Origin of the sequence: Paeniglutamicibacter psychrophenolicus (assembly GCF_030812255.1) — a bacterium.
In the GTDB taxonomy this organism is placed as follows: domain Bacteria; phylum Actinomycetota; class Actinomycetes; order Actinomycetales; family Micrococcaceae; genus Paeniglutamicibacter; species Paeniglutamicibacter psychrophenolicus_A.
Genome location: NZ_JAUSSH010000010.1, coordinates 42,293 through 56,663, shown reverse-complemented (window position 1 = coordinate 56,663; position 14,371 = coordinate 42,293). Strand labels below are relative to the sequence as shown.

The 14,371-nt window shown below is 67.1% G+C and carries 14 protein-coding genes; 12 read left to right on the top strand and 2 right to left on the bottom strand.

The window, feature by feature from the left end; translation table 11 throughout:
* Positions 1-390 precede the first annotated feature (390 nt).
* Together hflX and J2T21_RS13935 are read left to right on the top strand one after the other, a co-directional pair.
* Positions 391-1,962, top strand: coding sequence for a GTPase HflX (hflX, locus tag J2T21_RS13940; protein WP_307582001.1), 1,572 nt, complete (start codon positions 391-393; stop codon positions 1,960-1,962).
* On the top strand, positions 1,955-3,961 hold the full coding sequence (locus tag J2T21_RS13935) for an ATP-dependent DNA helicase (RefSeq protein WP_307581999.1): 2,007 nt from the start codon (positions 1,955-1,957) through the stop codon (positions 3,959-3,961). The genes hflX and J2T21_RS13935 overlap by 8 nt, the downstream gene beginning before the upstream one ends.
* A gap of 93 nt (positions 3,962-4,054) precedes the next feature.
* Here the strand turns inward: J2T21_RS13935 and lexA are convergent, their stop codons facing one another.
* Positions 4,055-4,774 (bottom strand): transcriptional repressor LexA, encoded by a 720-nt coding sequence (gene lexA / locus J2T21_RS13930; RefSeq protein WP_071215819.1) that lies wholly within the window; start codon positions 4,772-4,774, stop codon positions 4,055-4,057.
* Between the two features lie 284 nt (positions 4,775-5,058).
* On the opposite strand from lexA, the gene J2T21_RS13925 reads away from it, so the two are divergent.
* From J2T21_RS13925 to J2T21_RS13885, 9 genes are all read left to right on the top strand, one after another.
* Entirely contained in the window at positions 5,059-5,460 is a 402-nt protein-coding gene (locus tag J2T21_RS13925) for a LysM peptidoglycan-binding domain-containing protein (RefSeq protein WP_307581996.1), read from the top strand.
* Between the two features lie 117 nt (positions 5,461-5,577).
* Entirely contained in the window at positions 5,578-6,699 is a 1,122-nt protein-coding gene (locus J2T21_RS13920) for a histidinol-phosphate transaminase (RefSeq protein WP_307581994.1), read from the top strand.
* Positions 6,700-6,814: 115 nt separating this feature from the next.
* Positions 6,815-7,435 (top strand): imidazoleglycerol-phosphate dehydratase HisB, encoded by a 621-nt coding sequence (gene hisB / locus J2T21_RS13915; RefSeq protein WP_307581993.1) that lies wholly within the window; start codon positions 6,815-6,817, stop codon positions 7,433-7,435.
* Complete coding sequence (gene hisH, locus J2T21_RS13910; protein ID WP_307581992.1) at positions 7,436-8,071, top strand: imidazole glycerol phosphate synthase subunit HisH; 636 nt, start codon at positions 7,436-7,438, stop codon at positions 8,069-8,071.
* A 3-nt stretch (positions 8,072-8,074) separates the two neighbouring features.
* Positions 8,075-8,233 carry a hypothetical protein gene (locus J2T21_RS13905; RefSeq protein WP_175475508.1) on the top strand — a complete coding sequence of 53 codons (159 nt, stop codon included), beginning with the start codon at positions 8,075-8,077 and terminating at the stop codon, positions 8,231-8,233.
* Positions 8,234-8,302: 69 nt separating this feature from the next.
* Complete coding sequence (gene priA, locus J2T21_RS13900; protein ID WP_307581991.1) at positions 8,303-9,046, top strand: bifunctional 1-(5-phosphoribosyl)-5-((5-phosphoribosylamino)methylideneamino)imidazole-4-carboxamide isomerase/phosphoribosylanthranilate isomerase PriA; 744 nt, start codon at positions 8,303-8,305, stop codon at positions 9,044-9,046.
* Between the two features lie 145 nt (positions 9,047-9,191).
* Positions 9,192-10,007 carry an aminoglycoside 3'-phosphotransferase gene (locus J2T21_RS13895; protein ID WP_307581989.1) on the top strand — a complete coding sequence of 272 codons (816 nt, stop codon included), beginning with the start codon at positions 9,192-9,194 and terminating at the stop codon, positions 10,005-10,007.
* A 162-nt stretch (positions 10,008-10,169) separates the two neighbouring features.
* A complete protein-coding gene (locus J2T21_RS13890) occupies positions 10,170-11,084 on the top strand; it encodes an SseB family protein (protein WP_307581988.1) in 915 nt (304 codons plus the stop codon).
* A complete protein-coding gene (locus J2T21_RS13885) occupies positions 11,081-12,418 on the top strand; it encodes an MFS transporter (protein ID WP_307581987.1) in 1,338 nt (445 codons plus the stop codon). Before J2T21_RS13890 ends, J2T21_RS13885 begins: the two co-directional genes overlap by 4 nt.
* Before the next feature lie 168 nt (positions 12,419-12,586).
* On the opposite strand, the gene J2T21_RS13880 is transcribed toward J2T21_RS13885, so the two are convergent.
* On the bottom strand, positions 12,587-12,952 hold the full coding sequence (locus J2T21_RS13880) for a DUF1844 domain-containing protein (protein ID WP_071215811.1): 366 nt from the start codon (positions 12,950-12,952) through the stop codon (positions 12,587-12,589).
* Positions 12,953-13,280: 328 nt separating this feature from the next.
* Here J2T21_RS13880 and infC point away from each other — a divergent pair, with 328 nt between their 5' ends.
* On the top strand, positions 13,281-14,285 hold the full coding sequence (gene infC / locus J2T21_RS13875; protein ID WP_373457935.1) for a translation initiation factor IF-3: 1,005 nt from the start codon (positions 13,281-13,283) through the stop codon (positions 14,283-14,285).
* Positions 14,286-14,371 lie beyond the last annotated feature (86 nt).

Sequence of the window (14,371 nt, the reverse complement as noted above, 5' to 3'; positions counted from 1 at the left end):
CCGGGCCCAGTCCCGATCACGGGAAGTCGATCAGCCCGGACCGTTCGGCGGAGCGCCCGAAAGTCATTTCACGACATCCAGCCCAGGAAAACACACCTCGTTTTCGTCGCCGGCTCCGGGAACCCACCCGGGCCGCACCGGATGAACCATGGCCGCAGGTGCCCCGCGGCAACACCGGAACCACCACCGCCACCACAGCAACCCGGGAACCGCGCCTCGCGCAGCGGCCCGGCCCCAGCATCCAGGGCAAACCGTTGGCACACGGTGCCCGTCCAAGGAGCCACCATGCATACGTCAAACAATCGCCACACCCAAGAGAACCAATCCACGCACGAAGGCGCTTCTGTCGGTGCGGGGCACTATTCTGGAATACAGCAAGCAAAGGGGAACATGACCAATCCACAGCCTTCCGGCCCGCAGGACAGCGACATGGACGAGGCCCAGCTCCAAGCCGCCATCGAACGCATCCTTGCCAGCGACGCCGCCACAGCCAGCAAGAGCACGCACTTCGGTGCCCCGGAGGACGAGAACATCCTCGCCGGACGCGCCCAGGCACTGAGCAAGCACACCGGCGAGCACACTTCGTTCGACGGCGACCAGGAAGAACTCGACGCACGCCGCGGCCTGCGCCGGGCGGCAAGCCTGTCCACCGAGCTCGAGGACGTCACCGAGGTCGAAAACCGGCAGCTGCGCCTCGAACGCGTGGTCCTGGCCGGCATCTGGAACGAAGGCACCGCGGAGGACGCGGAGAACTCCCTGCGGGAGCTGGCCGCCCTGGCCGAAACCGCGGGCTCCGAGGTGCTCGACGGCCTGGTCCAGCGCCGCGCAAAACCCGACGCCGCAACCTACCTCGGTTCGGGCAAGGCCGTGGAGCTGCGTGAAATCGTCGCGGCAACCGGGGCGGACACCGTCATCATCGACTCCGAACTCGCGCCCTCCCAGCGACGCGCCCTCGAGGACGTCGTCAAGGTCAAGGTCATCGACCGCACCGCGCTGATCCTGGACATCTTCGCGCAGCACGCCAAGAGCCACGAGGGCCGTGCCCAGGTGGAACTGGCCCAGCTCGAGTACCTGCTGCCGCGCCTGCGTGGCTGGGGCGAATCGATGTCCCGCCAGGCCGGTGGCCGGGTCGGCACCGCCGGCGGCGGCATCGGCTCCCGCGGCCCCGGCGAAACCAAGATCGAATTGGACCGCCGCCGCATTCGCGACCGCATGGCCAAGCTCCGCAAGGAAATCAAGGGAATGCTCCCGGCCCGCGAGGCCAAGCGCGCCAACCGCAAGCGCAACGCCGTGCCCTCGGTGGCCATCGCCGGATACACCAACGCCGGGAAGTCCTCGCTGCTCAACCGGCTCACCCACGCCGGCGTGCTGGTCGAAAACGCCCTGTTCGCGACGCTGGATCCCACGGTCCGCCAGGCCGAAACCAGCGACGGACTGACCTACACGCTGGTGGACACCGTCGGCTTCGTGAAGTCGCTGCCCACCCAGCTGGTCGAGGCCTTCCGCTCCACGCTGGAGGAAGTGGCCGACGCCAACCTGATCCTGCACGTGGTCGACGCCGCGCACCCGGACCCCGAAGGGCAGATCCAGGCGGTGCGCGAGGTTTTCAACGACGTGGATGCGCGCGGCATCCCGGAGATCATCGTGCTGAACAAGGCGGATGTGGCCGACCCGTTCGTGGTCGAACGCCTGCGCCAGCGCGAACCCAACCACGTCATCGTCTCTGCACGCACCGGCGAGGGCATCGAGGAACTACTCGCGAAAATCAGCGCGGCAATTCCCCGCCCCGATGTCCAACTAGAATTGATGATTCCCTATGATCGAGGCGACGTGGTCAACAAGCTCCACGGCGCCGAGGCCGAGATCCTGGCCGTCGAACACACCGAAACGGGAACCCGCATGATGGTCAAGGTCCGCGAAAGCATGGCCGCAGAAGTGGAGCAATTTAGTATTCATGGCTGAGGAATCAGATGTCATCGCCCTATTGGACGCTGCGGTGTCCACGATGGGCGGACAAAACCGGCCGGGCCAACACGAAATGACCCGCCAGGTCGTGCGGGCCATGGAAACCGGCGAGCACCTGCTGGTGCAGGCAGGGACCGGCACCGGCAAATCCATGGCCTACCTGGTCCCCGCGCTGGCCCATGCGCTGGATTCGGAAAAGCCGGTGGTGATTTCCACCGCAACCCTGGCGCTCCAGGCCCAGATCGTCGGCCGGGACGTCCCGCGCCTGCTGTCCTCGCTGAAGGACAAACTGCCGCGCGAGATGGACGTGGCCCTGGTCAAGGGACGCTCCAACTACGTGTGCCAGTACAAGCTCGGCGGCGGCTACCCGGATGACGACGAGGGCGCCTTGTTCTCGATGGATTCCGGCACCCCCGCACTGGGCGGTTCCGCGGACGGGCCCGGCTCGGTGCTGGGCAAGGAAGTGGTGCGGCTGCGGCAGTGGGCCGAGCAGACCGACACCGGGGACCGCGACGACCTGGCCCCGGGCGTCAGCGACAAGGCCTGGCGACAGGTCTCGGTCAGCGCGATGGACTGCCTGGGATCCCAAAAATGTCCCATGGCCTCCGAATGCTTCAGCGAACTGGCCCGCGCCCGCGCGGCCACCGCGGACGTCGTGATCACCAACCACGCGATGCTGGCCGTCTCGGCGTTCGAGGGACTGGCCGTGCTGCCGGACTTCGACACCGTCATCATCGACGAGGCCCACGAGCTGCAGGACCGCGTGACCTCCTCGGTGACCCGGCCGCTGTCGGTGGCGATGGTCCAGGCCGCCGCGTCGGCGGCGCGCAAGCACTGCTCGGTCAGCGTGGATTCGCTGAACCAGGGGGCCAAGGCGCTGCAGCGCGCCCTGGAGGGAGTCCCCACCGGGCTCATGGCCCGCGGATTGAACGAGGACCAGCAGGCGGCGATCAACCAGATCGCCGAGGCCGCACGCGTGGTCCTGTCCGATTCAAAGCCCGAGGCCAACGCCCCCGCCGACGGCGGACGCCAAATGGCCCGCTCGCAGGTCATGTACCTGGTGGAGCAGTGCAGCAAGATGCTTGAAATGACCGAGGAACGGGAAGTCATCTGGGCCTCGCGTCCCGGGCACTTCAGCCCGGGGGAGGGCTATGTCCAACCCGACGAGTCAAGCCAGCCGACCCTGAACGTCGCCCCGCTCTCGGTCGCCGGCAAGCTGCGCGAGGGACTCTTCGACGGGCGCACGGTGATCCTCACCAGCGCAACCCTGGCCATCGGGGCGGCCTTCGAGCCCGTGGCGGGCACCCTGGGCCTCGTGGGCGAGGGGGCACCGACCTGGAACGGCGTGGACGTGGGAAGCCCCTTCGACTATCCCAGGCAAGGGATCCTGTACGTCGCCAAGCATCTGCCCAAGCCCGGGCGCCAGATGTCCCAGGAAACCCTGTCCGAGATCGAGGACCTGATCAAGGCCTCCGGCGGCGGGGCGCTGGCCCTGTTCACCTCGCGCCGCGCCGCGGAAGAAGCGGCGGAGATCCTGCGGGCACGCCTGGACATCCCGATCCTGTGCCAGGGCGAGTCCAGCATGAAGGCCCTGGTGGACCAGTTTTCCGCCGAACCCGACACCTGCCTCTTTGGCACGATGACGCTCTGGCAGGGCGTGGATGTTCCGGGCAACGCCTGCCGGCTGGTCATCATCGACAAGATCCCGTTCCCGCGGCCCGACGACCCGCTGTCCTCGGCCCGCAGCCGCGACGTGGCCAAGCACGGCGGCAACGGCTTCATGGCCGTGGCCGCGAGCCACGCCGCGGTGCGCCTCGCGCAGGGCGCCGGTCGCCTGATCCGTTCGGTCAACGACAAGGGAGTGGTGGCCGTGCTGGATTCGCGCCTGGCCACCGAGCGCTACGGCACGTTCCTGCGTGCCTCGCTGCCGCCCCTGTGGGCCACGCCCGACAAGGCGACAGTGATTTCCGCACTCGAGCGCCTGAGCGAAGGCTAGGACGTCCTGTCCCGTGGGTTCACGGGAAATACGTGAGGACCGGTCGTTTGACCGGTCCTCACGTGTTTGCGGGGGATGAATGTAGGTGCGGGCCTAGACCGAACGCATGACCGATACGACCTTGCCCATGACGGTTGCGGCGTCACCGAGGATGGGTTCGTAGCGGGAGTTCTGCGGCAGCAGCCAGGTGTGCCCGTCGCGCTGCCGGAAGGTCTTCACCGTGGCTTCGTCCTCGAGCAGTGCCGCGACGATGTCGCCGTTGTTTGCGGTCTGCTGGCGTCGCACGACCACCCAGTCGCCGTCGCAAATGGCGGCGTCGATCATCGAGTCCCCGCTGACCTTCAGCATGAAGAGCTCGCCGTGTCCCACCAGTTGGCGCGGCAGGGCGAAGACGTCCTCGACCGCCTGGTCGGCGAGGATCGGACCGCCGGCGGCAATGCGCCCCACCAGGGGAACCATGGCGGTGTCCGCGGAGGTGGTCAGCTCCGAGACGCTCATCCCGTTGGCTGCCCTCAGATCCGACTGGCCCTCCACCACTTCGAGCTTGCTCTCGCTCTTGAGCTGCAGGGGAAGCAGGATCTCCATGGCCCGCGGACGGCGCGGGTCGCGGCGGATGTAGCCGAGCTTCTCGAGCTGGCTCAGCTGGTGGGTCACGCTTGAGAGGCTGGCCAATCCCACGGCGTCCCCGATTTCCCGCATCGATGGCGGGTAGCCATTGGTGCTCACGGAGCGCTGGATGGTCTCAAGAACCTTCTTCTGACGGATGGTCAGGCTCTTCGCGTCGCGTCGAGGGGTTCGTTGTTCGGTCGTCATTGTCAATGCCTCATCCCGATCGTCGCCGGTTGCCCGCGCGTGCCGCAAATTGTCGGTGGGAACTGATGTAGTCAATACATCGCTCCACTACCCCCATCTTAGTAGACAAAGACACTACTTTCAAAGATTTGTTCGAACATATCTGGACACGTGTCGTCCAAAGGTGCTAGAAATAAGATGCGCACTACGAACACACGTTCGAAAGATGTGTTCGAATAACCGTCATCTGTTCGAATGGGCCACCGGGCCCGTACGGCAAGTGAACACAGAGGAAAGGCAACGACATGGCAAACACTGCTTTCTCGGCCCCGCTCCACCTTGTAACGTCCGACTACACCCCGGCACCGCAACCCGCACTGGTTTCGCAGCCCGAGCTGGCGCCACTGCGGCTCACGCGCCGCGGAAAATTCGTGCTGATTGCACTGCCCATCTTCCTGGTCAGCGCGGCGGTGCTCATGCTCCTGGGCCTGTTCCAATCCCCGGCCAACGCCTCGGTCGACACCCCGCTGGGCGTCGAAGCGGTCACCGTCACCGTCATCGAGGGCGACACCTTGTGGGGGATCGCCAGGGAGTTTGCCCCGCAGCTCGAGCCCCGCGAAGCCGTTCGGCAGATCGGCGACCTGAACAACCTCAACAGCTCGGTGCTGCACCCCGGGGCGGAAATCTTCGTCCCCACCGGAAGCTAGGGCCAGCGCCCTCCGGGCGCGCCGATCGATGCCGCGCCCCACCATTGCTAACCGTTTATTACCCCTGGCACCGGTGAAGATTCCATGGTCACCGCGCCGCCGCCGTAGACTTGAGCCGTGAATGAACGGCTAAATCGCCTGGCAAATCTGCCCCTGCGAGAGAATCTTCAAGGTCTTGAACCTTACGGCGCACCCCAAATCGACGTACCCATCCAGTTGAACGTCAACGAAAACACCCATCCGCTTCCCCCGGAAGTGCATCGCGCCATCGTCGAAGAAGTCTCCGCAGCAGCCATGGGACTGAACCGCTACCCGGACCGCGAGTTCACCGAATTGCGCGAACGTCTCGCCGCCTACCTGGGCCACGGCCTGGAAGCCGACAATGTCTGGGCAGCCAATGGTTCCAACGAGGTTCTCCAGCAGATCATGCAGGCCTTCGGCGGACCCGGGCGCACGGTGATGGGTTTCCCTCCCACCTACTCGATGTACCCGTTGCTGGCCTCCGGGACCGACACCGCCTACCTGGCCGGTGTCCGCTCGGCGGACTACGGGCTCTCGGCCATCGATGCCGCGGCACAGGTCCGTGAGGCGGCGCCGAACATCGTCTTGCTCTGCTCTCCCAACAACCCGACCGGCACCGCGCTGGGCCTGGATGTGGTCGAAGAGGTCTACGAAGCCGGCGAGGCAAGCAACGCCATCGTGATCGTTGACGAGGCGTACGCGGAATTCGCCCACAACGGAACCCCGTCGGCGCTGTCCCTGCTGCCGGGACGCGAGCGGCTCATCGTTTCACGGACCATGTCCAAGGCGTTCGCCCTGGCCGGCGCCCGCCTGGGCTACCTGGCCGCGGCTCCGGAAGTCACCGACGCGATCCGCCTGGTCCGCCTGCCGTACCACCTTTCGGCAGTCACCCAGGCCACCGCCAATGCCGCGCTGAAGCATGTCGATGCCCTGCTGGCCAACGTCGAGGACATCAAGATCCAGCGCGACAGGATCGTCAACGAGCTCACCCGCATGGGCCTGCACCCTGCCTCCAGCGACTCCAACTTCGTGTTCTTCGGCGGGATCAAGGACACCAAGGCCATCTGGAACGGGCTGCTCGAGGCCGGGGTGATCATCCGCGACGTCGGAATCCCGGGCCACCTGCGGGTCACCGCGGGCACGGAAGCGGAAACCACCGCGTTCCTTGTCCGCCTCGAGGAACTGCTCGATCAGGGTCCTCACACGCTCTCACGCTAAACTTGGGGCAGGTGGCAATGGTGCCGGAAGACGGGCCTGGGCCCTTCCTCCGATCGAGCATCGATGTTCCGCCGCCCCACATCCTCGTCTCACCGCCTGATCTAAAGGAATGTGCATGTCTGCCGAAAAACTCACGGGTCGTCGCGCTCGCCTCGAACGCATCACCAGCGAGTCCTCCGTCTTTGTCGAACTCGATCTGGACGGCACCGGCCGCTCCGAAATCAGCACCGGCGTACCGTTTTACGACCACATGCTGACGGCCCTGTCGAAGCATTCGCTCATCGACCTGACCGTGCGGGCCACCGGAGACATCGAAATCGATGTGCACCACACCGTCGAGGACACCGCGATCACCATCGGCGAGGTGCTGCGCACCGCGCTGGGCAACAAGGCGGGCATCCGCCGCTTCGGCACCGCCTACGCACCGCTGGACGAGGCCCTGGCCCGCGCCGTGGTCGACATCTCCGGGCGCCCGTACCTGGTGCACGGCGGCGAGCCGGCCGGCCAGGAATACCACCTGATCGGCGGGCACTTCACCGGTTCGATGACCCGCCACGTGTTCGAGTCGCTGACCTTCCACGCGCAGGTCTGCGCCCACATCGAGGTGCTCTCGGGCCGCGACCCGCACCACATCGTCGAGGCCCAGTTCAAGGCCCTGGCCCGCGCCCTGCGCGAAGCCGTGGAAATCGACCCCCGCATCGGCGACGCCATCCCGTCCACCAAGGGTGCGCTGTAGATGGCGCCCAAGACCGTCACCGTCCTGGACTACGGATCGGGCAACGTCCGCTCCGCCGTCCGGGCACTTGAGGCTGCCGGCGCGCAGGTCAAGCTCTCGGCCAAGCCCGAGGACATCCTCGAGGCCGACGGGCTGTTCGTTCCCGGCGTGGGCGCGTTTGCTGCGGTCATGCAGGCACTCAAGGACGTCGGGGCGATCCGCTGGATCGGACGCCGCATCGCCGGCGGGCGGCCGGTGCTCGGTGTCTGCGTCGGACACCAGGTCTTCTTCGACGAGGGCGTGGAACACGGGACCCGCACCCCCGGATTGGGCGAATGGCCCGGCACCGTGGAACTGCTCAAGGCCCCGGTCATCCCGCACATGGGCTGGAACACCGTCACCCCTCCGGCCGGCAGCAAGCTGTTCGCCGGGATCGAAAGCGAACGCTTCTACTTCGTGCACTCCTACGCGGTGCAGAAATGGAACTTCGAGGTCGCCCAGCCCAAGATGACACCGCCGCAGGTCACCTGGGCCGAACACGGGGTCCCCTTCATCGCCGGCATCGAAAACGGGCCCCTGTGCGCCCTGCAGTTCCACCCGGAGAAGTCCGGGGACGCCGGGGCAAGATTGCTGCGCAACTGGTTGGAGACCCTGTAGTCCATGCTCATCTGGTCAATCGTGCTCATGGGCGTCGCCGGCATCCTCGCCGGCGGAGCGCTCTCCCTGCGTCAGCAACGTGCCCACATTTCCTGGATCATCGCCGTCTGGGCACTGGCCGGGGTTTCGCTCTTCGCCGCCTACCGCCTCACCCTGCTTTAACCCACGGCCCAACCGCCGGCACCGCACCCCTGCCCCGGCACCGGCCGACACCGAACCTAAGGATCGATCATGTCCAAGAACCAAAACAACATCCTTGAGCTGCTGCCCGCCGTCGACGTGGTGAACGGCCAGGCCGTGCGCCTGGTCCAGGGCGAGGCCGGCTCCGAGACCAGCTACGGCGACCCGCTCGAAAACGCCCTGGCCTGGCAGGAAGCCGGCGCCGAATGGGTGCACCTGGTGGACCTGGATGCGGCCTTCGACCGCGGTGCCAACACCGAACTGCTGGGCCGCATCGCCAGGGAACTGACCATCAAGGTCGAGCTCTCCGGCGGAATCCGCGACGACGAATCCCTCGAGCGCGCCCTCGAATTCGGTGCCACCCGCGTGAACCTGGGCACCGCTGCCCTGGAAAACCCGGAATGGACCGCCCGCGCCATTGCCCGCCACGGCGAGGCGATCGCCGTCGGCCTGGACGTGCGCGGCACCGTGCTGTCGGGCCGCGGCTGGACCAAGGAAGGCGGCGACATCTGGGAGGTGCTCGCCCGCCTCGAAGACGCCGGCTGCGCCCGCTACGTGGTCACCGACGTCACCAAGGACGGAACGCTGCGCGGACCGAACGTGGAACTGCTGGCCGAGATGTGCAAGCGCACCTCCAAGCCGGTCATCGCCTCCGGCGGCATCTCCAGCCTCGAGGACCTGCGTGTGCTGCGCGAACTGGTCCCGGCCGGCGTCGAGGGCGCCATCGTGGGCAAGGCCCTGTATGCGGGCAAGTTCACCATGGCCGAGGCCCTGGACGTGGCGGGCCGCCGCTAGGTCCCCGGCTCGGGCCCGATGGCCCGGCAAACGGCATCGACAAGGAAAGGGTGAAGTCCATCGGACTTCACCCTTTTCCCATCCACGCCGGCGCACCGCCGGATTCGGGTCGCGAAGCAGGGCAGGGAACGGGCATGCTGGGAGGATGAATCCGCGACCTCCCCTTGCATTCGTCCCCGCCGAGACCAGGACCGTTCCCGCCTCCGTCTCCCGGATGGCCGGGGGCCAAGCCATCGAGGCCGTCTGGATCAACCAGGCCGGCGGAACGACCTTCAGGATCGGGGCAGGAACCCCCACCGACCGCTACCTCAAGTACGCACCGAAGGGCACCGGGGAAACGGACTTCGCGAAGGAAGCCACGAGGCTGGAATGGGCCGCCCGCCACGCGCGGGTCCCGGAAGTGCTCGCGGTCGGCAGCGACGAGTCGGGAAGCTGGCTGCTCACCGCCGCACTGTCGTGCGAATCCGCGGTGTCCGCGCAGTGGATGCGCCGCCCCGAGCTGGCCGCCCGTGCCCTGGGCAGGGGGCTGCGTGCGCTCCACGACGCCTTGCCCGTCCGGGACTGCCCCTTCGAATGGTCGGTGGCCGAGCGCTTGCAGGCCTTCGAGCAGCGCATTGCGGCGGGCCAGAGACCGGAAAACTGGAGCCACGAATACTCGCACCTGTCCATCCCCGGGGCCCGGGAGCTGCTGTCCGCTCCGCCGCTGCCGCTGGACCTGGTGGTGTGCCACGGGGATGCCTGCGCTCCGAACACGCTGCTGGACGGGCACGGGAACTTCGCCGCCCACGTGGATTTGGGCGAGCTGGGCGTGGCCGACCGCTGGGCGGACCTTGCTGTCGCGGCCTGGAGCACCGCCTGGAACTACGGGCCCGGGTACGAGGAGTACGTGTATTCCGGCTATGGGATCGAACCGGATGCGACACGCATCGGGTATTACAGGATGCTCTGGGACCTAAGCTAGCCAGGCTGCCTCGGCGTCGCGCCGCAGCTGCTGCGCGCGAGGTTCGCCACACGTTGCTGACCGTCCACCGGCAGGGATTCGCCGTGGCACGTGGGCCGCAGACCTGTGAGCAGGGCAAACAGCCGATCGGGCCCCGGCGCGGGCGCGGGATAGCATGGGCGTATGAGCGCGAATTCTCCTTCTTCCCACGCCGGCCAGGGTGCCGAACGACACCTGCCCGGCCACATTGCCGCGGCCCTGCAGCGTGCCGGCGGCGCCGTCGACTCGGCGGGGCAAAGCTGGGAAGGCCGGGACCTGTCCGGAGAGGGCAACCCGCTGCACAACTTCGACAACGACAACGGCCTGATCGATCCGAGGCTCGAGGCCGCCTTGGCCGCCCTGGTCGCGGGAACCGGCAGCGAGCAGCAGGTCCACGCAGCCCTGGCCGAGGCCCGGATCTACATCGCCGTGGTGGCCCAGCTGGCCGAGGGAGGCCTGGGGGAGCACGGCTTCACCGAGGACAAGGAAGCGGACATGGCCCTGGTCACGCTCAGCGCCCCCGACGGACGCAAGGCCCTGCCCGTTTTCAGCAGCGTCAACAACCTCCAGGCCTGGCATGCCGAGGCCCGCCCCGTTGCCGTCTACGCCCCGCGGGCCGCGCTCTCCGCGGTTTCCGAGGATGCCCAGATGCTGGTCCTGGATCCCGGCGCGGAGTACACCTTCGTGCTGCGCCGCCCGGGCATGTGGGCACTGGCCCAGCAACGGGCATGGATCCCCAGCTACCTCAACGAAGACCTTGCCGCGGTCGTTTCCGAGCAGGCAACCAGCGAGGATTCGCTGGCCTCGATCCACCTGGCACCGGGCCATGGCGTGGGTACGCGCACGGCCTCGGGCGCCTCGGTTCCCGGCGGGGGACCGGGCCCGGAATTGCGCCTTGAATTCACCTTCCACCCGGGCATCGACGAGGCCGGGGCACGCGAATGCGTCTCACGGATCCACGGGCGGCTGGCCGCAAACCAGGAATTCGCCGAAGGCGTCGACTCGCTCGAGGTGGCCCTCAAGGCGGCGCCGGCAACGGCACCGGACCCCGGCGCATGAAATTCGGTCGCTATGGCCAACTGCTGAAGCAACCCGGGGTCGGTGCCCTGCTGCTGATCGGCATGGTCGCCCGGCTCCCGCACGCCGCGGTCGGCATGCTCCTGCTGCTGCACCTGGTCAACGAACTGGACCAGGACTGGGGCTCGGCCGGACTGGTCGTCGCCCTGATGACCATCGGCATCGCCCTGGGTGCGCCCTGGCGCGGGCACGTCGTTGACATGTACGGGCTGCGCCGGGCACTGATCCCCTCGGTCATCGCCGAGGTCGTGGTCTGGAGCATCGTCCCGCAGGTTTCCTTCAAGTGGGTGCTGCCGCTGGTATTCATCGGCGGGCTTTTCTCGCTGCCGGTCTTCTCCGTGGTGCGCACCGCGCTGGGCGTGATGACCACCGGGGACACCCGGCGCTCGGCGTTCGCGCTGGACGCCATGGCCACCGAACTGGTTTTCATCGTCGGCCCCGCGGGAGCCGGCATCGTGGCCACCTCGCTGGACACCACCGTCGGGATGATCGGCATCGGGATCGCCTCCTCCGCCTCCGGGCTCGCACTGATGCTGCTGAACCCGCCCACGCGCTCCGGCCAGCCCGGTGCCGTCGCGCTCAAGGCCAACCCGCACGAGGAACGCCTCGGGGCCGAGGCCTCGCTGATCGCCGCCGGGCCCGGCGGCCTGGCCGACGTCGAGGGGGAACTGATCCTGGCCGGCGCGAAGTCGGCCAAGGCCCGGATCGCCGCGCGCGGACGCAGTTTCCGGCACAGGTTCGGCTGGGTCAGTGCCTCGGTCATCGCAGTGTTCATCGCCGCATCCGGAGCCGGACTGGTGCTTTCGGGCACCGAGGTAGGCATCCTGTCGCTGCTGGACGAGAACGGCAGCGAGGGCCAGCTGGGCATCGTGTTCCTGTTCTGGTGCGGCGCCTCGCTGGTGGGCGGCTTGTTGTACGGCAGCCTGAACCGGCGCATCTCGCCGATCGTGCTGCTGCTGGCCATGGCCGTGCTGACCGTTCCCATGGCCTTGGCCACCGACACCTGGACCCTGGCATTGCTGTCCATCGCCCCCGGCATGCTCTGCGCCCCGGTGCTGTCGGCGGCCTCGGAATGGCTGACCGACCTGGTGGCGGAAAAACGCCGCGGCGAGGCCATGGGCTGGTACGGATCGGCACTGACCGGCGGCACCGCGCTGGGTTCCCCGATCACCGGGGCGACGGTGGACGGCTTCGGCGCCGGCGCCGGATTCATCATGGTCGGTTTCATCGGGGCGGTCATCTGCGCCGTGGCCCTGGTGGCCCAGCAGGTCCGGCGCGCCCGCGGCCGGGCAAGGTTGCTGGTGCCGGAGAGCTAGGGCCAAGCCAGGACCACAAAAAATCCCCCGCCGGAAAACCGGTGGGGGATTTTTTGCCGTGCGGCCGAGCCGAAGCAGGAAGACCGGAATGCCTCGAAGCCCCGGTGTGGTCAATCTCTCGGCGGCCAACGGTCCATGGGTCGAAGTGTTACCTGGATTTCGGGGGTGTTAGTTCACCGGGCCGGTGAGCTTTTCGCCCGGGCCCTTGCCCGGCTCGTCGGGGAACGCGGAGGCCTCGCGGAAGGCCAGCTGCAGCGAACGCAGGCCGTCGCGCAACGGTCCGGCATGCTGGGAACCGATTTCCGGGGCTGCGGAAGTGACCAGGCCGGCCAGTGCGGTGATGAGCTTGCGGGCCTCGTCGAGGTCCTTGAGCTCTTCGGCGTCGTGGCCCTCGGCCAGGCCGCATTTAACCGCGGCGGCACTCATGAGGTGCACGGCGGCGGTGGTGATGATTTCAACGGCTGCCACCTCGGCAATGTCGCGAATCTCGTTGGTGGCGTTGTTGGAGTCCGGATTGGTTTCAGGAGTACTCATACTGCTAAGCTTTCCATAGACCGACTGAATCCGTGCATTTGGGTGCGTCCTCCACTTCGGTGGATGCGACCGAAAGCGCCTGGGTTCAGTATGCAAGTGGAGGCCACTCCCACCCGCAGCAGCCGAATCAGGCGGCCGGGTAAGTTCGGTACCGATTGATCCCGCGGGATTCGTCGGTTGGATGATTTTTCATCGATCGAATTCGAGGCCTTCGCCTGCACCTGCAGCCGAAGGCCTTTCCTTTTGTTGCGGTGGCCTGAAACTACGAACTACTCAGGAGCAACACATTAGCGATCCACGCATTAATGATCGAATCCGCGTCCCAGAGGTGCGGCTTGTCGGGCCTGCCGGTGAACAGGTTGGCATTGTCCGTATTGAGGATGCTCTTCGTCTTGCCATCGAGTCCGACCTTGATCTCGTGGAGGTGGCACCCACTGCCAAGCCTCCCGTGTGCAAGCTGATGGACTTCGGGAAGTACAAGTACGAGGCCGCCGTCAAGGCACGCGAAACGCGCAAGAACCAGACGAACACCGTGCTGAAGGAAGTCCGCTTCCGACTGAAGATCGACACGCACGACTACGAAACCAAGGTCGGGCACGCGCTGCGCTTCCTCGGCGCTGGTGACAAGGTCAAGGCCATGATCCAGTTCCGCGGCCGTGAACAGCAGCGTCCGGAAATGGGCATCCGCCTGTTGAACAAGTTTGCCGAGGCCGTTGCCGAAGTCGGCGCGGTCGAGTCGAGCCCCCGCATCGATGGCCGCAACATGGTCATGGTTGTTGGACCGTTGAAGAACAAGGCAGAGGCCAAGGCCGAAGCCCGTCGCAACGAACAGCGCGATGCGGACAAGGCCAAGGCAGCGAACCCCAAGGCGAAGATGGACACCTCGGAGCCCCAGGGCGACATCGGCGGTTCGGTTGCCGATGTCATCGAGTCGGACATCATGGAAAAGCTTGCCAAGGTACGTGCGGAAGCAGCAGCCGAAGAGGCCGCCGCCAAGCTCGCACCCAAGGCCGCCCCGGTCAAGGCAGCCCCGGCAGTGGCCAAGGCCCCTGTCAAGGCGGCCCCGGTGCGCGATGCGTCCAGCCGTCCGGCAGCCAGCAAGGCTCCGGTTCGTCCGGCAGCCAGCAGGCCGACCACCGCTCCGGCACCGGCCACCGCTCCGGCACCGGCCACCGCTCCGGCACCGGCCGCCAAGCCGGCCGTTGCAGCCAAGCCGGTTGCAGCACCGAAGCCGATGGCCGTTCCCAAGCCAATGGCCATGGCTCCAAAGCCTGCGGGCAAGCCGGGTCCCAAGCCCGCAACCCGCGCCGCCAAGCCCGGGACGACCAAGTAAGGTCGTCCCGAGCAGGGCACGCTCGCAAGAGCAACACCAGAACCACGGATTCCCCCAAACGCGGGAGTTCGCAAGATCCCCGGCCC